This window comes from Stenotrophomonas sp. YJH_SMC_130 (genome assembly GCF_059369035.1).
The window spans coordinates 381953-401484 of the sequence record NZ_JCAFSH010000002.1 but is presented as its reverse complement, the minus strand read 5'-3'; the positions used below and the strand labels follow the sequence as shown (position 1 = coordinate 401484).

The 19532-nt window shown below is 63.8% G+C and carries 19 protein-coding genes and 1 pseudogene; 16 read left to right on the top strand and 4 right to left on the bottom strand.

The genetic code is table 11. From position 1 onward, the window contains the following. Window positions 1-4 precede the first annotated feature (4 nt). From yidC to rpmH, 3 genes are read right to left on the bottom strand one after another with little or no spacing between them, the layout of a single operon-like run. Window positions 5-1720, bottom strand: coding sequence for a membrane protein insertase YidC (yidC, locus tag AC5P5V_RS05990; RefSeq protein ID WP_061480431.1), 1716 nt, complete (start codon window positions 1718-1720; stop codon window positions 5-7). Continuing rightward, window positions 1720-2214 (bottom strand): ribonuclease P protein component, encoded by a 495-nt coding sequence (gene rnpA / locus AC5P5V_RS05985; protein WP_072168770.1) that lies wholly within the window; start codon window positions 2212-2214, stop codon window positions 1720-1722. The genes yidC and rnpA overlap by 1 nt, the downstream gene beginning before the upstream one ends. A gap of 5 nt (window positions 2215-2219) precedes the next feature. Beyond that, window positions 2220-2360 (bottom strand): 50S ribosomal protein L34, encoded by a 141-nt coding sequence (gene rpmH / locus AC5P5V_RS05980; protein WP_005411729.1) that lies wholly within the window; start codon window positions 2358-2360, stop codon window positions 2220-2222. Between the two features lie 255 nt (window positions 2361-2615). Between rpmH and dnaA the strand changes: the two genes are divergently transcribed. The 15 genes and pseudogenes from dnaA to AC5P5V_RS05905 all read left to right on the top strand — a co-directional run. Continuing rightward, window positions 2616-3947 carry a chromosomal replication initiator protein DnaA gene (gene dnaA / locus AC5P5V_RS05975; RefSeq protein WP_061480432.1) on the top strand — a complete coding sequence of 444 codons (1332 nt, stop codon included), beginning with the start codon at window positions 2616-2618 and terminating at the stop codon, window positions 3945-3947. Window positions 3948-4222: 275 nt separating this feature from the next. Then, window positions 4223-5323 carry a DNA polymerase III subunit beta gene (dnaN, locus tag AC5P5V_RS05970; RefSeq protein ID WP_005411731.1) on the top strand — a complete coding sequence of 367 codons (1101 nt, stop codon included), beginning with the start codon at window positions 4223-4225 and terminating at the stop codon, window positions 5321-5323. Window positions 5324-6307: 984 nt separating this feature from the next. Next, complete coding sequence (gene recF, locus AC5P5V_RS05965) at window positions 6308-7402, top strand: DNA replication/repair protein RecF (protein ID WP_134968173.1); 1095 nt, start codon at window positions 6308-6310, stop codon at window positions 7400-7402. A gap of 112 nt (window positions 7403-7514) precedes the next feature. Beyond that, the gene (gene gyrB, locus AC5P5V_RS05960; protein ID WP_061480434.1) at window positions 7515-9974 is read left to right on the top strand and encodes a DNA topoisomerase (ATP-hydrolyzing) subunit B; all 2460 of its coding nucleotides are present in this window, start codon (window positions 7515-7517) and stop codon (window positions 9972-9974) included. A gap of 67 nt (window positions 9975-10041) precedes the next feature. Further along, complete coding sequence (locus AC5P5V_RS05955; RefSeq protein WP_134968172.1) at window positions 10042-10890, top strand: CPBP family intramembrane glutamic endopeptidase; 849 nt, start codon at window positions 10042-10044, stop codon at window positions 10888-10890. Between the two features lie 71 nt (window positions 10891-10961). Then, entirely contained in the window at window positions 10962-11768 is an 807-nt protein-coding gene (locus AC5P5V_RS05950; protein ID WP_061480435.1) for a M48 family metallopeptidase, read from the top strand. Window positions 11769-11900: 132 nt separating this feature from the next. Continuing rightward, window positions 11901-13094, top strand: a complete 1194-nt coding sequence (locus AC5P5V_RS05945) for a tetratricopeptide repeat protein (protein WP_061480436.1) — start codon at window positions 11901-11903, stop codon at window positions 13092-13094. 143 nt (window positions 13095-13237) lie between these two features. Continuing rightward, a complete protein-coding gene (locus tag AC5P5V_RS05940; RefSeq protein WP_005421199.1) occupies window positions 13238-13906 on the top strand; it encodes an energy transducer TonB in 669 nt (222 codons plus the stop codon). A 94-nt stretch (window positions 13907-14000) separates the two neighbouring features. Further along, window positions 14001-14762: a TonB-system energizer ExbB gene (exbB, locus tag AC5P5V_RS05935; protein WP_005411738.1), complete on the top strand. Its 762-nt coding sequence runs from the start codon at window positions 14001-14003 to the stop codon at window positions 14760-14762. A 61-nt stretch (window positions 14763-14823) separates the two neighbouring features. Then, entirely contained in the window at window positions 14824-15249 is a 426-nt protein-coding gene (locus AC5P5V_RS05930) for an ExbD/TolR family protein (RefSeq protein ID WP_005421196.1), read from the top strand. A 3-nt stretch (window positions 15250-15252) separates the two neighbouring features. Beyond that, window positions 15253-15666 carry an ExbD/TolR family protein gene (locus AC5P5V_RS05925; protein WP_005411740.1) on the top strand — a complete coding sequence of 138 codons (414 nt, stop codon included), beginning with the start codon at window positions 15253-15255 and terminating at the stop codon, window positions 15664-15666. Window positions 15667-15821: 155 nt separating this feature from the next. Then, entirely contained in the window at window positions 15822-17282 is a 1461-nt protein-coding gene (gene cls / locus AC5P5V_RS05920) for a cardiolipin synthase (RefSeq protein WP_049413411.1), read from the top strand. Window positions 17283-17322: 40 nt separating this feature from the next. Beyond that, a complete protein-coding gene (locus AC5P5V_RS05915; RefSeq protein ID WP_061480714.1) occupies window positions 17323-17592 on the top strand; it encodes a hypothetical protein in 270 nt (89 codons plus the stop codon). Between the two features lie 9 nt (window positions 17593-17601). After that, window positions 17602-18345 carry a pyridoxine 5'-phosphate synthase gene (locus tag AC5P5V_RS05910; RefSeq protein WP_134968144.1) on the top strand — a complete coding sequence of 248 codons (744 nt, stop codon included), beginning with the start codon at window positions 17602-17604 and terminating at the stop codon, window positions 18343-18345. Between the two features lie 145 nt (window positions 18346-18490). Then, a pseudogene (locus AC5P5V_RS05905) lies at window positions 18491-18727 on the top strand (radical SAM protein); the annotation flags it as partial. Between the two features lie 159 nt (window positions 18728-18886). Here the strand turns inward: AC5P5V_RS05905 and AC5P5V_RS05900 are convergent. Next, window positions 18887-19111, bottom strand: coding sequence for a helix-turn-helix domain-containing protein (locus AC5P5V_RS05900; RefSeq protein WP_012478633.1), 225 nt, complete (start codon window positions 19109-19111; stop codon window positions 18887-18889). Between the two features lie 80 nt (window positions 19112-19191). Here AC5P5V_RS05900 and AC5P5V_RS05895 point away from each other — a divergent pair, with 80 nt between their 5' ends. After that, a complete protein-coding gene (locus tag AC5P5V_RS05895; RefSeq protein WP_012478634.1) occupies window positions 19192-19527 on the top strand; it encodes a hypothetical protein in 336 nt (111 codons plus the stop codon). The last annotated feature ends 5 nt before the right edge of the window (window positions 19528-19532 follow it).

The window sequence follows — 19532 nt, the reverse complement described above, 5'->3', positions numbered from 1 at the left end:
CCGATTACTTCTTCTTGACCGGAGCCGGAGCGGTGGTGGCCGGGACCGGCTCGCCGCCATGGCGCTTGGTCATCCACCACTGCTGCAGCAGGCCCAGGCCGCCGTTGACCACCCAGTACAGGACCAGGCCGGACGGCATGAAGGCCATCATGACGCCGAACACCAGCGGCATGAACTGCATCATCTTCTGCTGCATCGGGTCCATGCCCGGTGCCGGGGTCAGCTTCTGGGTGAACCACATCACCGCCACGTTGATCACCGGCAGGATGAAGTACGGGTCGCGTGCAGTGAGGTCCTGGATCCAGCCGAACCAGGGCGCTTGGCGCAGTTCGACCGATTCCACCAGCACCCAGTACAGGGCGAAGAAGATCGGCATCTGGATGAGGATCGGCAGGCAGCCGCCCATCGGATTGATCTTTTCCTTCTTGTACAGCTCCATCATCGCGGTCTGGAACTTCTGGCGGTCGTCGCCATAGCGTTCCTTCAGCTGCGCGATGCGCGGCTGGAAGCGACGCATCTTGGCACCGCTCTTGTACTGGGTCGCCGACAGCGGGTACAGCACCAGCTTCAGCAGCACCACCAGGCCGACGATCGCCCAGCCCCAGTTGCCGACCAGCTTGTGCACCTGGTTCAGCACCCAGAACAGGCCCTGGCCGATCACCGCCATCATCGAGAAGCGGCTGTAGTCGACCACGCGGTCCAGGCCCGGCACGTCTTCCTTGGCAATCAGGTTGACCAGCTTCGGGCCGACCCACAGGCGGGCTTCGGTGCTGGTGGACTGGCCCGGCGCCACGGTGAAGGCCGGGCCACGCGCTTCGATCAGGTCACGACCGGCCACCTGCGACAGCACGTAGTGTGCGGTCTGGTCCTTCTGCGGGATCCAGGCGGTGAAGAAGTGGTGCTGCAGCATCGCCAGCCAGCCGCCGGTGATGTTCTGGTTGAGCGTGCCGTCTTCCAGGTAGTCCTTGAACGCACGACGCTGGTACTTCTTGTCGTTGTCGTACCAGGTGGCACCGTTGAAGCTGAAGGAGTCCGGGTTGGTCATGCTCCGCGACAGGATGGTCGGGGTGCGGTCCAGGGTGCGGTAGACGTAGCCGTTCCACGGCGCGGCGCCGGTATTGCTGACTTCGTCCTTGAAGCGCACGGCATACTCGTTGCGCGAGACGGTCAGGGTGCGCTTGATGGTCACGCCGTTGTCGGCCGTCCACACGAACGGGATCTGCAGCTCGTTCTGGCCCTTGGCCAGCACGAAGTCCTTGGTGTCACCGACCAGCTTGAAGCCGTCGGCGCCGGGAACCGGGGTGTTCTTGTCTTCGCTGGCCCAGCCACTGATCGCGCTGTACGGATGCGCGGGGTCTTCGGTCAGCAGGCGAACCGGCGGGCTGCCTTCGTCCTTGGTCTGCGGGAACTGCAGCAGCTCGGCGTCGAGCACGCGGCCACCATCAAGCACCAGGCGCAGCACGTCGGTGGTGACGGTCACGCGCTGGCTGGCCGGGGTGGCACTGGCCTGCGCCTGCACAGCGGCCTGGCCCGGGGCGCCCGGGACCTGTGCACTGGGAATGCCGCCCGAGGCAGCGCCCGGAACACTCTGTGCGGCAGCCGGGGCGGACGTGGTAGTCGGTGCCGGGGTCGGAGCAGCCTTTTCACGGCTCCACTCCATCCACAGCAGCACGGCCACCATCAGCCAGGCAAAAATGAGGAATACGCGGGTCTGGTTCATCAGCGGACAGGCTCGGCGGGGCCGGGACGCGATGCCGGCTCGGTCAAAGAAGGAGTTGCGATGCCATCAGGCGGCGGCATTGTGCCGTCCACGCCCGGCGCGGGCAATGCACGCAGGCGACGCAGCAGGCGCAGGAAGGCCTGGCGGATCTCGTCGTTGCTGGCGGAACGCGCAGCACTACGGGCCACGACGACGAAGTCGCCTGGCTGGATATCGGTACGTGTCTGACGCAGGATGTCGCGCAGGACGCGCTTGATCCGGTTACGCCCAACGGCGTTCGGATCGACCTTGCGGGAAACCGCCAGACCCAGCCTGGCCGGCCGGTCAGCCGGCAGCCAGTGCAGGGTCATCAGCGGATCGGACACACGGCGGGCGCCGTTGAAGACCGTTGAGTATTCGGCACGCGTGCGAACCCGCGCAGAGCGAGGGAATCGCTTGCGCGGGTCTGCAGTATTCACTGTCGAAGGGATTGCGTCTGCCGCAGGGTGCGGCATGGCAATCAGGCGCTCAGGACTTTGCGGCCCTTGGCGCGGCGACGCGACAGGATCTTGCGGCCGTCAGCGGTCTTCATACGGGCACGGAAGCCGTGGTCGCGCTTACGCTTGAGGTTGCTGGGCTGGTAGGTGCGCTTCGTGGCCATTGGGGGCCTCTCGTATGAATGGGACGGAAAGAACCGGAAATTCTAGAGAGGTCTCCCCCCTCACGTCAACCCCTGGGGACTACGCGAATTCACCGGGCTGTGCAATAGCTGTGGATGTTTTTGTGAATAAGTAGGGGACAAGCATTCCGAAGGCGGGCGCTCGGTGGTAGTCTGAGCCATCCATTTCCCCCCTTTCCGGCCTGTGTTTGGGCGCCTTGTCGCGTCCATGCCCCGGCCACCGGACGATTATTGCTGATGGATGCCTGGTCCCGTAGTCTCGAGCGCCTCGAAGCGGAGTTCCCGCCGGAAGACGTTCATACCTGGTTGAAGCCGCTGCAGGCCGATCTGCGCGTGGACAGCCTGGTGCTGTATGCACCGAATGCCTTCATCGTCGACCAGGTCCGCGAGTTGTACCTGGCCCGGATCCGCGAACTGCTGGCTCACTTCGCCGGTTTCAGCGACGTTTTTCTTGAAATCGGCTCGCGCCCGCGCCCCGTGGAGGCGCAGAACGCGCCGGTTTCCACGTCGTCGGCGCCTGTGTCCAGCGAACCGCAGGTGCCGTTTGCCGGCAATCTGGACAATCACTACACCTTCGCCAACTTCGTCGAAGGGCGCAGTAACCAGCTGGGCCTGGCCGCTGCCTTCCAGGCAGCGCAGAAGCCGGGCGACCGGGCCCACAACCCGCTGCTGCTGTACGGAGGCACCGGCCTGGGCAAGACCCACCTGATGTTCGCCGCCGGCAACGCGATGCGCCAGGCCAATCCAGTCGCGAAGGTGCTGTACCTGCGTTCGGAACAGTTCTTCAGCGCCATGATCCGGGCCCTGCAGGAAAAGACCATGGATCAGTTCAAGCGCCAGTTCCAGCAGGTGGACGCGCTGTTGATCGATGACATCCAGTTCTTCGCCGGCAAGGACCGCACGCAGGAAGAGTTCTTCCACACCTTCAACGCGTTGTTCGATGGCAAGCAGCAGATCATCCTGACCTGTGACCGCTATCCGCGGGAGGTCGAAGGCCTGGAAGCGCGCCTGAAGTCGCGGCTTGCCTGGGGCCTGTCGGTCGCGATCGAACCGCCGGACTTCGAGACCCGCGCCGCGATCGTGCTGGCCAAGGCGCGCGAACGCGGTGCCGAGATTCCCGATGATGTTGCGTTCCTGATCGCCAAGAAGATGCGCTCCAACGTGCGCGACCTCGAGGGCGCGCTCAATACCCTGACCGCCCGCGCCAACTTCACCGGCCGCGCGATCACCACCGAATTCGCTCAGGAAACCCTGCGCGACCTGCTGCGCGCCCAGCAGCAGGCGATCAGCATTCCCAACATCCAGAAAACCGTTGCCGACTACTACGGCCTGCAGATCAAGGATCTGCTGTCGAAGCGTCGGACCCGCTCGCTCGCTCGCCCCCGCCAGGTCGCCATGGCCCTGACCAAGGAACTGACCGAGCACAGCCTGCCCGAGATCGGCGACGCCTTTGCCGGTCGCGATCACACCACGGTGCTGCATGCCTGCCGCCAGATCCGGACCCTGATGGAAACCGACGGCAAGCTCCGCGAAGACTGGGACAAGCTGATCCGGAAGCTGAGCGAATGATGCACGGATGCCGATGAGGCGTCATCGCACAAAACGGTGCAGAATCCGGTAGCAAGCGCGGGACACGTTGTGGATAAAAATGGCGTCTGAAATCCCGTCGAATTTATCCACAGCTTTCCCCACCCCTTGGGGGTCGGTAATACAGAGGGTTTCGATGCCTGAAACTCCTTTATTTACAAAGACTTAGCATTGTTTTCCAGCGATTCTGTCTCTACCAGCACCACCAAGCTTTTGATTTATTCCACATTTTTTAAAGCATAGGGGCACGGAACCACATGCGTTTCACACTGCAGCGCGAAGCCTTTCTCAAGCCGTTGGCACAGGTCGTCAACGTGGTCGAACGCCGCCAGACCCTTCCGGTTCTGGCCAATTTCCTGGTCCAGGTGCAGAACGGCCAGCTGTCGCTGACCGGTACCGACCTGGAAGTGGAGATGGTGTCGCGGATCGCGGTTGAAGATGCCCAGGACGGCGAAACCACCATCCCCGCCCGCAAGCTGTTCGAGATCATCCGCGCCCTGCCCGATGGCAGCCGGATCACCGTGTCGCAGACCGGAGACAAGATCACCGTGCAGGCCGGTCGTAGCCGCTTCACCCTGGCAACCCTGCCCTCCAATGACTTCCCGTCGGTTGACGAAGTGGAAGCCACTGAGCGCGTGGCCATCGGCGAAGCGACCCTGAAGGAGCTCATCGAGCGCACCGCGTTCGCGATGGCGCAGCAGGACGTGCGCTATTACCTCAATGGCCTGCTGTTCGATCTGCGCGGCGACGCCCTGCGTACCGTTGCCACCGACGGCCACCGTCTGGCGCTGTGTGAAACCGACCTGGCCAAGCCGAGCGGTTCCAAGCGCCAGATCATCGTGCCGCGCAAGGGCGTGACCGAACTGCAGCGCCTGCTGGAAAGCGGTGATCGCGAGATCGAGCTGGAAGTCGGCCGCAGCCACGTCCGCGTCAAGCGCGACGATGTCACCTTTACCTCCAAGCTGATCGACGGCCGTTTCCCGGATTACGAAGCGGTGATTCCGATCGGTGCCGACCGTGAGGTGAAGGTTGATCGTGAAGCGCTGCGCGCCTCGCTGCAGCGCGCTGCGATCCTGTCCAACGAGAAGTACCGCGGCATCCGCGTGGAAGTGTCGCCGGGCAACCTGAAGATCAGCGCGCACAACCCGGAGCAGGAGGAAGCCCAGGAAGAGATCGAAGCCGATACCACGGTCAGCGATCTCGCCATCGGCTTCAACGTGAACTACTTGCTGGATGCCCTCTCCGCCCTGCGCGATGAGGAAGTCATCATCCAGCTGCGCGACTCCAACTCCTCGGCGCTGGTGCGTGAGTCCAGCAGCGAGAAGTCGCGCCACGTGGTCATGCCGCTGCGTCTCTGACATCAGCCCGGTTCCACGTGGAACATAACGACGCCCGGGAAGCTCCCGGGCGTTTTTTTTTGCACGTTCCACGTGGATCATCGGGCCGACCCTTTCCAGCGTGTATTTCGGACGGAACGCATCTTCCTTGATGCACCCGGTTGCGTGCGCTTTGCTTCCCAACTACCGACGGGACTTTGAGTCGATGCCAGGGACTGCTTCCGAATCAAGTTTGATCGGGGCCGGTACCTGGAGTCTCAACGCAGTTGCTATGGACCTGGCCTGGTCGGATGCCGAAGCGCATCCACGCTGCGGCGACGGTGCTCGCTGTTTCTGAAATCCTCTCTGTCCACAGGACTCATTCGGGGCAGATCGAGCCAAGCCTAGCTTCTAAATCTGGGTATAAATCTAAAGCATGGTGGTGATGGTAGAGCCAGATTTCGTGGAGAAATGTGTTATCTACATGATTTAAAAGGAATTTATGTGGGTGAAACCCCCTGTATAGAGGCGCCTCAGGCTGGGGGGGAACCTGTGGATAGTTTCCAGACCCAAGCAAAATGGCTTTTTTATCCACAGATTGCCCATACCTTGTGTATAAGTCATACAGTCCCGCTGTGGACAGCGTGAAACGAATGGGCCGGATTCTTTGAAATCTGTGGAACCTCCCATGGCATCGGATCGCAGATTTGGAGGAACCCGGGCCCCCGCCCGCTCACCTGGCCGGGCAAGCGTTCAGCAAACACCTGCGGCAGTGGTCCTGAAATCCTTGAAATCTGGCGGGCCACGCCCCGCAACCCTGTGCAGAATTAAAGGAATTTCAGCTGCGTCCGGAGCTGGAAACGGGCATGCCGGTGAACCGGCGCCACGTGGAACCCGCGATCAGTTGGTGTGCGGGAGCTTCTGCTACGCATCGATGCGGGTGCAGCGCGTCCGGCTTGACCGATGCAGTAAGCTGATGGATTCCCTGCCCCTCTACCGCCTCGAGCGGATGGTCGTTCGCGCCCCATGCTTATCCGCCGCCTCGCCTTGCACCAACTGCGTCGCTTCAGTGCGGTGGATCTCTTGCCCCAGCCGGGGCTGAACCTGCTCACTGGCGACAATGGTGCCGGCAAGACCAGCGTGCTGGAGGCCCTGCATCTGATGGCCTATGGCCGCAGCTTCCGCGGCCGGGTCCGCGATGGACTGGTACGCCAGGGCCAGGAGGCGCTGGAGATCTTCGTGGAATGGGACGAGCAACGTGCCGACCACGCGCCGCATCGCCGAAAGGCCGGCCTGCGCCACAGTGGCCAGGACTGGAAGGGACGATTGGACGGTGAAGATGTGGCTCAGCTCGGCAACCTCTGCGCAGCGCTGGCGGTGGTGACGTTCGAGCCCGGCAGCCATGCGCTGGTCAGCGGCGGTGGCGAGCCCCGCCGTCGCTTCCTGGATTGGGGCTTGTTCCACGTGGAACCTGATTTCCTGTCCTTGTGGCGCCGCTATTCAAGGGCGCTGAAGCAGCGCAATGCCCTGCTCAAGCAGGGCGGCCCGTCGCGGATGCTGGACACCTGGGATCACGAGTTGGCTGAGGCCGGAGAGCCCCTTACCAGCCGGCGTCAGCACTACCTTGAGCGGCTGCAGCAGCGTGCCGTGGCGCTGGCTGCCAGTTTGGCGCCGCAACTCGGCATCCAGGCACTGCAACTCAGTCCGGGCTGGCGTCGGCATGAGCTTCCCCTGGCAGATGCTCTGCTTCTGGCCCGGGATCGTGACCGCCAGGCCGGCTACACCTCGGTTGGGCCGCACCGGGCGGACTGGAGTGTGGATTTCCATAGCATTCCTGGTCGCGATGCACTGTCACGCGGTCAGGCCAAGCTCACCGCATTGGCGTGCCTGATAGCGCAGGCTGAGGACTATGCAGAACAGCGCGGCGAATGGCCGGTGATCGCACTGGACGATCTGGCCTCCGAACTGGATCGTACCCACCAGGCGCGGGTATTGGAGCGCCTGCTCACCGGCCCGGCGCAGATCTTCGTCACCGCTACTGAACCTCCGGCGGCCCTGCAGGGCCTGACCCAGATCGCCCGGTTCCACGTGGAACATGCACAGATCGTGGCTGTGCCATAGTGGGCACATCAGGGCCACTCGACCCCGGCTGGTATAATTCGGGTTGGAATCCTTTCATTCTCGGCACATCGCCCCAAGCGGTGTCCGACCTGCGGAGCCTACGGCAAGCGCAATGAGCGACGAACAGAACACCCCGGCAAACAACGGCAATTACGACGCCAACAGCATTACCGCCCTGGAAGGCCTGGAGGCTGTCCGCAAGCGACCCGGCATGTACATCGGTGACGTGCATGACGGCACCGGTCTGCACCACATGGTGTTCGAGGTTGTCGACAACTCGATCGACGAAGCGCTGGCCGGCCACGCCGACCATGTCGCGGTGACGATCCACGCTGACGGTTCGGTCTCGGTGTCCGACAACGGTCGCGGCATCCCGACCGGCAAGCACGAGCAGATGAGCGCCAAGCTCGGTCGCGAAGTGTCCGCCGCCGAAGTCGTCATGACCGTCCTGCACGCAGGCGGCAAGTTCGACGACAACAGCTACAAGGTTTCCGGCGGCCTGCACGGCGTCGGCGTCAGCGTGGTCAACGCGCTGTCGCAGAAGCTGCTGGTGGACGTGTTCCAGAACGGCTCCCACTACCAGCAGGAATTCAGCAACGGCGCGGCCGTGACCCCGCTCGCCAAGCTGGAAGCCACCACCAAGCGTGGCACCACCGTGCGCTTCTGGCCGTCCACCGTCGCCTTCCACGACAACGTGGAATTCCACTACGACATCCTGGCCCGCCGTCTGCGCGAGTTGTCGTTCCTGAACTCCGGCGTCAAGATCGTCCTTGCCGACGAGCGCGGCGACGGCCGTCGCGATGACTTCCACTACGAAGGCGGCATCCGCAGCTTCGTGGAGCATCTGGCCCAGCTGAAGACCCCGCTGCACCCGAATGTCATCTCCGTCACCGGCGAGCACAACGGCATCGTCGTGGAGGTGGCGCTGCAGTGGACCGACTCCTACCAGGAGACGATGTACTGCTTCACCAACAACATCCCGCAGAAGGACGGCGGTACTCACCTCGCCGGTTTCCGCGGTGCGTTGACCCGCGTGCTCAACAACTACATCGAGCAGAACGGCATCGCCAAGCAGGCCAAGATCAACCTGACCGGCGACGACATGCGCGAAGGCATGATCGCGGTGCTGTCGGTGAAGGTGCCGGACCCGAGCTTCTCCAGCCAGACCAAGGAGAAGCTGGTCAGCTCCGACGTGCGTCCGGCGGTGGAAAACGCCTTCGGTGCGCGCCTGGAAGAGTTCCTGCAGGAAAACCCGAACGAAGCCAAGGCGATCGCCGGCAAGATCGTCGATGCCGCGCGTGCGCGTGAAGCTGCGCGCAAGGCCCGCGACCTGACCCGCCGCAAGGGCGCGCTGGACATCGCCGGCCTGCCGGGCAAGCTGGCCGACTGCCAGGAAAAGGACCCGGCGCTGTCCGAACTGTTCATCGTCGAGGGTGACTCGGCAGGTGGCTCGGCCAAGCAGGGCCGCAACCGCAAGAACCAGGCGGTGCTGCCGCTGCGCGGCAAGATTCTCAACGTGGAACGCGCGCGCTTCGACCGCATGCTGTCCTCCGACCAGGTCGGTACGCTGATCACCGCACTGGGTACCGGCATCGGCCGCGACGAGTACAACCCGGACAAGCTGCGCTACCACAAGATCATCATCATGACCGACGCCGACGTCGACGGCGCCCACATCCGCACCCTGCTGCTGACGTTCTTCTACCGTCAGATGCCGGAGCTGATCGAGCGCGGTTACGTCTACATCGGCCTGCCGCCGCTGTACAAGATCAAGCAGGGCAAGCAGGAGCTGTACTTAAAGGATGACCCGGCGCTGGACAGCTACCTGGCCAGCAGCGCAGTGGAAAACGCTTCACTGGTGCCGGCCACCGGCGAGCCCGGCATCGAAGGCCTGGCGCTGGAGAAGCTGCTGCTGGCCTACGCCGCCGCGCTCGATTCCATCGAACGCAACGCGCACCGTTATGACCGCAACCTGCTCGAAGCGCTGGTCGATTTCGTGCCGATGGACATGGACAGCCTGCGCAATGCCGGCGAAGGCGAAGGCTTGGATGCGCTGGCCAAGCGCCTCAACCAGGGCAGCCTGGGCAGCCCGCGTTTCAGCCTGGAACTGCAGGAAGCCAACGACGAGCGCCCGGCCGCCGTGCTGGTGACCCGTCGCCACATGGGCGAGGAGCACATCCAGGTGCTGCCGATGTCGGCGTTCGAGAGTGGCGAACTGCGTGCGATCCACCAGGCCTCCAAGCTGCTGCACGGCCTGGTGCGCGAAGGTGCAACGATTTCCCGCGGCGCCAAGTCGATCGAAGTCGACAGCTTCGCGAAGGCGCAGAACTGGCTGCTCGAGGAGGCCAAGCGCGGCCGCCAGATCCAGCGATTCAAGGGTCTGGGTGAAATGAATCCGGAGCAGTTGTGGGATACCACGGTGAACCCGGAAACCCGTCGCCTGCTGCAGGTGCGCATCGAGGATGCGGTCGCTGCCGACCAGATCTTCAGCACCCTGATGGGCGATGTCGTCGAGCCGCGTCGCGACTTCATCGAAGACAATGCGCTGAAGGTCGCCAACCTGGATATCTGACACAATCGGGACCTGGCCGGTGCGCGGGGAGCTGCACCGGCCTTCGTCCCTTGAACACAGGTACCTGATGTCCGCATCCACCCCGGTCTCCGCCGCCCCGCCCCCGGTTCCGCCGGTGTCTGCCCCACCGCGCGCCGTGGCACCGTTGGCAGGCTTCTTCATCGACCTGGGCATCGCCGCCGTTACCCTGGTCGGCCTGAGCATGGTCACCGGCCTGTTCTGGGGCTTCTACCGTGCAATCGTGGTCAGCCGCGCCAACGCCGAGGCCAATGGCGGTGGACTGACACCTGACGCCGTCGGCGCGGCAGTGGGCCAGCCCGGTGCCCTGGCGCAGATCCTGATGGCCCTGATCGCCACCGGTGGCGCCGCGCTGCTGCTGTACTTCTGGCGACGCCCGGCAAACGCCGGCGAACGCATGGCGTCGCGACAGGCGTTGCTGCGGCCGTCCACCTGGGGCTGGACCCTGCTGGTGGCCACGCTGATCGTGCTCGGCAGCAACGGCATCGCCTTCCTTTCCAAGCAGTTCGGCATCGAGCCGGTGCCCACCAACGTGGAACTGATGCAGAGCGCAATCGCTCGCTTCCCGCTGTTCCTGGTGCTGTTTGCGGTCGTCCTCGCCCCCGCCTACGAAGAGCTGCTGTTCCGCCGCGTCCTGTTCGGGCGCCTGTGGCAGGCCGGCCGCCCCTGGCTGGGCCTGATCCTCAGCAGCCTGGCGTTCGCCCTGGTCCACGAAGTGCCCGGTGTCAGCAAGAACTCGGTGCTGGGCATGGCGCAGCTGTGGCTGGTGTACGGTGGCATGGGCGCCGCCTTCTGCTGGCTGTACCGCCGCACCGGCACCCTGTGGGCGGCGATTGCCGCGCATGCGCTGAACAACGCGGTCGCGCTCGCCGCAATGGTGTTCCTGGGGTCAACGTAACGCCGTGCCCGCTTGACGAAAGATTAAGCAGGTACGCTACACACTGCGCACATGAACACGGGGGCGGACCCATGAAACAACTGCTGCTGGCTCTAGTCATCACCACCGTGGTCAGTGCCTGTGCGACCACCACCTCGCCAACCGGACGACGGCAGATGGTGGGCGGCGTGTCGCAGGCGCAGCTTGACCAGCTCGGTGCGCAGGCGTTTGCCGAGACCAAGCAGAAAGAGAAGATCAGCACCGATGGCCGCCAGAACGGCTACGTGCAGTGCGTGGTCAATGCCCTGGTCGCGCAGTTGCCGCCTCAATACCGTGGCGTACGGTGGGAGACGGCGGTGTTCGTCGACAAGGAGCCCAACGCCTTCGCCCTGCCCGGCGGCAAGGTCGGCGTGAACACTGGCATCTTCACCGTTGCCAGGAACCAGGATCAGCTGGCTGCCGTAATCGGCCATGAAATCGGCCACGTCATCGCCCGCCACCACGAGGAGCGCATCACCCGGCAGATGGGCGCGCAGACCGGGCTGGCCGTGCTGGGCGCGCTGGCCGGTGCCGCCTATGGCGATGGTGCCGCCAGTACGGTCAACCAGTTGGGCGGCATGGGCGCGCAGGCGGCCTTCCTGTTGCCCGGCTCGCGGACCCAGGAAAGCGAGGCCGACGTGATCGGCCAGCGACTGATGGCCCAGGCCGGATTCAACCCGGCCCAGGCCGTGGATCTGTGGCAGAACATGATGGCCGCCAGCGGCGGTCGAAGCCCGCAATGGCTGTCCACCCACCCCGATCCGGCCAACCGGATCCAGGAGCTGCGACGTGACGCACCGGGCCTGGCGCCGGTCTATCAGCAGGCGCAGGCGGCCGGGCTGCGGCCAAAGTGCGGATGAGTGCGCAGTTCTATGCTGTATTGCAGCACATAAAACGATTTCTCACGCCATCTGTTTCTGATACGTTTGGCGGCTCAGATTTTTCTGACAGTCCGACTTTGCCGCTATCCGGCGGTTCGATCGAGGTGAACGATGATTTTCCGTAACCACAAAGCTGTGCTTTCCGTCCTCGTCGCGACCGCCCTGACCGGCGCCGTGGTCACCGATGCCTTCGCGCAGTCCTCGCGTTCCTCCGACCGTGGCAGCCGCGGCGGCAGCAGCAAGCAGGCCAAGGCCGAACCGCTGTACCCGAATGCGACCCGCCAGGAGCCGACCGTCAAGGCCTCGGCCAAGATGGGCAGCAAGCTGCAGAAAATGATCGACAGCTACAACAAGGAAAAGTTCCCGGAGACGCGTACGCAGGCTGACGCGATCCTGGCTGACAGCGCCTCCAACGAGTACGACAAGTCGCTGGCCGCGCAGCTGGCCTCGCAGGCCGCCTACCAGACCGACGACACCCCGGCCGCCATCGCCTACCTGAAGCAGGTCATCCAGTTCAACGGCCTGGACAACAACGGCCACTTCCAGTCGATGCTGATGCTGGGCCAGCTGCAGCTGCAGGAAGACCAGACTGCCGAAGGCCTGGCCACCCTGGACAAGTACTTCGCCGAGAGCAAGTCGACCAAGCCGGAAGAGCTGATTGCCAAGGGCCAGGCGCTGTACCAGCTGGAGCGCTACCAGGAAGCGATCCCGGTGCTGAAGCAGGCCATCGCGGGCGCTGCCGAGCCGAAGGACAACTGGAACCAGCTGCTGATGGCGGCCCTTTCCGAAGCCGGCCAGACCGGTGAGGCCGTGCAGGCCGCAGAAGCGCTGGCGGCCAAGAACCCGTCGGACAAGAAGGCCCAGCTGAATCTGGCCAACATGTACATGCAGGCTGACCAGATGCCGAAGGCCGCCGCGGTGATGGACAAGCTGCGCAGCAGCGGCCAGCTCACCGAAGAGCGCGAGTACAAGCAGCTGTACTCGATCTATGCCAACACCGAGAACAAGGAAAAGGACGTCATCGCGGTCATCAACGAAGGGTTGCAGAAGGGCATCCTGAAGCCGGATTACCAGGTCTACCTGGCGCTGGCCCAGTCCTACTACTACTCCGACCAGGTGCCGCAGGCGATCGATGCGTGGCAGAAGGCCGCCCCGCTCTCCAAGGACGGTGAGACCTACCTGAACCTGGCACGCGTCCTGCATGCCGAAGGTCGCGTCCCCGAGGCCAAGCAGGCCGCCCAGCAGGCGCTGGCGAAGGGCGTGAAGAACCAGGCTGATGCCAAAAAAATCATCAACCTGAAGTAAGTAGGAATAACGCCTGAATGCCTGCTCAGTTGATGCGCAGGCGCTCAGGATTGGTATAAGCTTGGAGGTTCCTGCGGTGTCATGCACCGCTGATCAGGGATCCCGCCCCCGGGATTCCGGCCCCACTATTGAGCTCTTGGCGCATGACGGAACAACTAGTCGTTCACCGGTACGAACAACCCGATGACAAGGGGCTGAGCTGGCCTCGCATCGTCGGCATCGCGTTTGTAATTGCCCTGCATCTGGCCGCCTTCATGATGCTCCTGATTCCCGCCGTGGCTCCCAAGGCCGTCGCGGAGAAGGAGCGCAACGTCATGGTGACCATCGTCGACGCGCCGCCGCCGCCCCCACCGCCGCCGCCGCCGCCGCCGCCGCAGGATACTCCGCCACCGCCGGTGAAGAATCTGTCGCCGCCGAAGCCGTCGCCCGTACCGCCGCCGCCGCAGGCGCCGGTTGTCGACGTGCCGGAGCCGCGCCCGAACGATATCGTCACCCCGCCGTCGCCTCCGGCGCCGCCGGCACCGCCGACCTCGATCGAGGCCAGCGTGGACATCTCGTCGAAGGCCATGAATCCGCCGCGCTACCCGCCGGCAGCCTTCCGCGCAGGTATCCAGGGCGAAGTGATCCTGATCATTGATGTCGATGCCAGCGGCAACGTCACCAATGTCACGGTGGAAAAGTCCAGCCGTAACCGCGACCTGGACCGTGCTGCGATGGAAGCGGCTCGCAAGTGGCGCTTCAACGCCGCTGAAGCAGGCGGTAAGAAGACGGCAGGTCGCGTTCGCGTCCCGGTCAACTTTGCGCTGAACTGATGCGCCCGGGTGGCCGCCTGGCCACCCCCGCTCCCGGTTCGATTGTTTAGCTTAGCTACACCCTTTATCACCACACACAACAAAGGTAAGCGTCATGCTGCAGGAAATTTTCATCGCCGCTGCTGCCGGGGGCAATCCGTCCAACGCCCTGTCGCAGATGGGCTTCGAGCACCTGATCCACGAAATGACCACCAAGCCGGGTGATTTCGCGGTTTCCTGGGTCGTGCTGCTGACCCTGATCGCCATGTCGGCCATGTCCTGGTACTGGACCGTCATCAACATCTTCCGTGCCACCCGCCTGAAGAGCGCCGCTGATCGCGTCGTCAGCCTGTTCTGGGACACCCCGAACGCTCAGGACGCCATCCGTGCGATGGAAGAGCAGCCGGCTTCGGAGCCGTTCTCGAAGATCGCCCTGGACGCTGCCCAGGCAGCTGCCCACCACCAGCGCGCTGAAGGCGGTGCTACCGGCGGCGTCGGTGAGAACCTGAGCCGTTCGGAGTTCGTCGACCGCGCTCTGCGTCAGGCCGTCACCCGCGAAAGCAACAAGCTGCAGTCGGGCATGACCCTGCTGGCCACCGTCGGCGCGACCGCTCCGTTCGTCGGTCTGCTGGGTACCGTGTGGGGCATCTACGGCGCGCTGATCAAGATCGGTGCCACCGGCTCCGCTTCGATCGACGCCGTTGCCGGCCCGGTGGGTGAAGCGCTGATCATGACCGCGATCGGTCTGTTCGTCGCAATCCCGGCCGTGTTCGCCTTCAACTTCTTCAGCAAGATCAACAGCGCGACCATCAGCAAGTTCGATACCTTCGCGCACGACCTGCACGACTTCTTCGCCACCGGTTCGCGCGTCCGCTGATTGCGGCGCGCGTCACCCAGCGACGAAGTAAGTAGTCACCAAGATCTAGACGGAGCCCGTTATGGCTTTCAGTAGTGGTAACAGCGGCGGCCCCATGGCCGACATCAACGTTACGCCCCTCGTGGACGTGATGCTGGTGCTGCTGATCATCTTCATCATCACGGCGCCCCTGATGTCCCACAAGGTCAAGGTGGATCTGCCGGAAGCCAACCTGATCCAGAAGCCGGAAGATGCTGAAAAGCGTCCCAACCCGATCACGCTGGCAGTCAAGGAAGACGGCTCGATCTACTGGAACGACGAAGAAATCAACAAGCAGACTCTCGAGTCCCGCTTGGCGACCGCCGCACAGCAGACCCCGCAGCCGCCGCTGAACCTGCGTGGTGACCGCACCACCAAGATGCGCGTCATCAACGACCTGACCAAGGTCGCGCAGGAACAGGGCATGCTGGACGTCGGCTTCGTTGCGACCAAAGAAAAGGGGCAATAAGCCATGGCATTCAGTAGTGGTGGTGGCAAGGGCCCCATGGCAGACATCAACGTCACGCCCCTCGTGGACGTGATGCTGGTTCTGCTGATCATCTTCATCGTGACCGCGCCGATCATGACGTACCCGATCGCCGTGGACCTGCCGCAGCGCGTGCTCAACCCACCGCCGCAGCTGGTCGAACCGCCGCCGCCGATCGAACTGAAGATCGACGCCAGCAACCAGGTCTCGTGGAACAACAGCCCGATCAATACCAGCGAGCTGCAGCAGCGGATGGAGCAGGAGGTCCAGCGTGACCCGACCAACCAGCCGGAACTGCGCATCGACGCCAGCCCGGATTCCGAGTACGACGTGATGGCCAAGGTTCTGGCCGCCGCGAAGAACGCTCAGATGAAGAAGATCGGTTTTGTGCAGCAGTAAACGCGACACCGCAACACAACAGTCATGACGCGACTGCAGACGCCCCTGGAGACAGGGGCGTTTTTTTTTGTGGGATGCAGTCGGGGTCAGAACCTTATTTGGCAGGAAAAGGGATCTGACCCCATCAGGGAGCACGCGCCCGCTATGATCGGCGCATGCTTGCCCTCTTCGATTCCCTGCGCCATTGGCTCGACGGTATCGCCCACCTCGGCACGATCCTGGCGGTGGCCTACCTGCTGTACCTGTTCGCGCTGGCGGGCTGGATCATGCTGCAGAAGCGCGAGCCGGTGGCCACGCTGAGCTGGATCCTTTCGCTGGCACTGCTCCCCTATCTCGGGCTCTTCATCTACTACCTGCTGGGCCCGCAGAAGGTGAAACGGCAACGGCTGCGTCGTGGCCGTGCACGCTCGGGCATGGAGCACTACAGCGATGTCTGCCCGCCCGATTCGGACTGCACCGAACTGGCCAAGGTGGCCCAGGCCACGACCGGACTGGCCCCAAGCAGTGCCACCGAAGTGACCTGGCTGGTGGACGGTGCGGCGACCTACGCGGCCTTGCTGGAAGCCGTTGCACAGGCGCACGATCACATCCATCTGGAGTACTACATCTTCAATCCGGATCACGCAGGCACCGCCCTGCGCGATGCCCTGGTCGAGCGCGCACGTGCCGGTGTGCAGGTGCGCCTGCTGCTGGATGCGGTGGGCTCATCCGCCCTGCCCCGCCGTTTCCTGCAGCCCCTGCTCGAGGCCGGCGGTGAAGCGATCTGGTTCCACCCACGGCAGCTGCTGAAACCGTTCAAGCGCCCGTGGCTGAACCTGCGCACGCACCGCAAGCTGGTGATTGTCGATGGCCGCCTGGCCTTCACTGGCGGGATCAACATCACCGACGAGGAAGACGAAAGCCGCAGGCCCGACGCCTATCGCGACCTGCACATGCGCATCCGCGGTCATGTGGTGCGCAGTCTGCAGCTGGTGTTCGCCGAGGACTGGCTCTACGCCAGTGGCCAGGAACCCTCGCGGATGGATATCGCCCGCTTGTGGCCGGCCGATATGCCGCTGCGCGGGGATGGCGCGATCAACGCGCAGGTACTGGTGTCCGGCCCGGATTCGGGCTGGGAGACGATCCACCGGCTGCACGTCGCCGCCATCCAGGAAGCGCACGAGCGGGTGTGGCTGGTGACGCCCTATTTCGTGCCGGGTGAAGCGGCGCGGATGGCGCTGACTTCGGCCGCGCTGGGCGGCCTGGACGTGCGCCTGCTGGTACCGAAAATGAGCGATTCGTGGTTCGTCACCCAGGCCGCGCGCTCGTACTTCGACGAGCTGTTGCATGCCGGCGTGAAGATCTACGAGTACGGCCCGCGCATGCTGCACACCAAGGCGTTCATCGCCGACGACGACGTCTGCATTGTCGGCAGTGCCAACTTCGACCACCGCAGCTTCCGCCTGAACTTCGAGCTGTCGATGATGATCAGCGACCGGGACCGCGTGGCGGCCCTGGCCGAGCTGCTGCAGGGTGAATTCGATCGCGCCACGCGGGTGCATGACCAGGCCGGGCGCTCGCTGTGGCTGCACCGCCTGCCCGAGGCCTTCGCCCGGCTGGCCTCGCCGCTGCTCTGACGCAGCGCTACACTGCGGCGATCATCCGGGGAGCCCGACTATGTACTGGTTGTACCTGCTGCTGGCGCTGGGCTGCTTTGCCTTCGCGCTGAAGACCCCAAGCGCGGGGTTGATGACCCTGTGCCTGCTGGCTGCGCTCGCCTTCCTGCTGGCCTGGGTACGCGGTCGTTACGTGGCCCGTTTCGGCGACCTGCAGCGCGACCCGGCCACCCTGATCGATGCCGAGGAACTGCGCCGCCTGCGCGAGCAGGCCCAGGCGCGCCGCAACGATGACGCCAACGGCAGCGATCCGTCCCCTCATTCCAAGTAGTTCCGTTCCATGACCCAGCTCAGCGTCAACGTCAACAAGATCGCCGTCCTGCGCAATTCGCGCGGCGGTGCCGAACCGGACGTGGTGCGCGCCGCCCAGGCCTGCCTGGATGCCGGCGCGCATGGCATCACCGTGCATCCGCGGCCGGACCGCCGCCACATCACCGCCGAGGACGTGCTGGCCCTGTCCACGTTGACCCGCGCGCGTGGCGTGGAATTCAACATCGAGGGCAATCCATTTGCGCCGCCGCGCGAGGGGTACCCGGGGCTGCTGCCGCTGTGCGAACAGACCCGTCCGGCGCAGGCCACCCTGGTGCCCGACGGCGATGGCCAGATCACCTCCGACCACGGTTTCGACTTCGAGCGCGACGCCGAGCGCTTGCGCCCGTTGATTGCCCAACTGAAGGCGATGGGCTGCCGGGTCAGCCTGTTCGTCGATGCGGGCAACCCGTCGCTGGAGCAGGCCGCCGAGGTCGGGGCCGACCGCATCGAGCTGTACACCGGCCCCTACGCAGAGGCGCATGCGGCGGGCGACGCTGCGGCAGTGCTCGAACTGTTCGCCACTGCGGCGCGGCGGGCGCAGGCAGTGGGGCTGGGAGTGAATGCCGGCCATGACCTGTCACAGGACAACCTCCGCGACTTCCTGGCCCAGGTGCCGGACGTGCTGGAGGTGTCGATTGGCCATGCGCTGATCGGCGAGGCACTGTATGACGGGCTGGATGCTACCGTGCGCGGGTACCTGACGCTGCTTTGACCGATGGATGCAGCCGAGCATGGGCTCGGCTCTACAAGGTACCCGTATCCACTGTAGAGCCGAGCCCACGCTCGGCTCAGACTTGCCCTGAACCCTTCAGACGGCCGTCGCAGCCATTGAGACAGCCCCGGCGTACGCTGCCGCAATGGGTATTGCGATCAAGGGCCGAGGTTCCACGTCCCACCTTGCTGGGCGCTTCGAAAGCACCGTCAGCGAGGCGGTGGACGACGGCTGGGCGGTCGATGAGAGCGAGGAGTTCCTCGCGCCGCGCCTGCGCACCGAGGTGCGCGCGGAGACCGCGCGCAGCATCATCACCCGCAACACTTCGCCAGACGTCGGCTTCAGCCAGTCGGTGAATCCGTACCGCGGTTGTGAGCATGGTATCAATACCCCCTGATTGTTCACTAGATAAATCCATATAGATCAACAGGTTAGAGAATAATCAGTAAACACATTGCTATCGGCACAATCCCCCGCGCAGTGCCGGCCAAACACGCCCATCCTGGAGAGGTTGGCCAACCTTCGTGGTCTGCAAAGAGTGTTAGAGCCCTGCGGCGCGCAGCAGGGCCGACATCGAGGTACCCATGCCTTTAGCAACTCGCTCCAAGGTAGCGAGAGTGAGGTTCTTTTCGCCACGCTCGATCTTGCTGTAGTAGGCGCGGTGCATCTGGATGTGGTCAGCAAAGGCTTCTTGGCTGACACCCAGATCAATGCGATGCGCGCGGATCACATCTGCAAGTTTCGCTTGGTTCGTATGCTCGACCATACGAAGCAGCTTGTGGTTCCAGTACTTTAAAGACTACGCCTCTAAAGGTAGTCTACTTATAAGTACTAATTGCATCTCCCATGAACTTTTACCTCGTATGTCCGGAACTGGAGTTCACTCTTGAGCTTCCCTTTTCTCCCATGGGCAGGGAGCAGGTCGCTATGCAGATGCGTCGAATGCAAGAAGAGGAAGGGCAAGCAAGAGGCTTTGAGTACCGCCTGGCAGAAGAGCTCTCAAAGCTCATCCCCCAGCTAACGGATTGGGACATCAAGCCGCCCACGGGTGCACAGATGGCATATGCGACTTCGCTCTGCGCACAGTTGGGCATTCCACTGCCTGCAGCAACACGTCGATCGCGGGCATTGATGCAGATCTTCTTGGCGGAAGCCAAAGCGCTCCATGGCCAACGCAGCTGATAAAG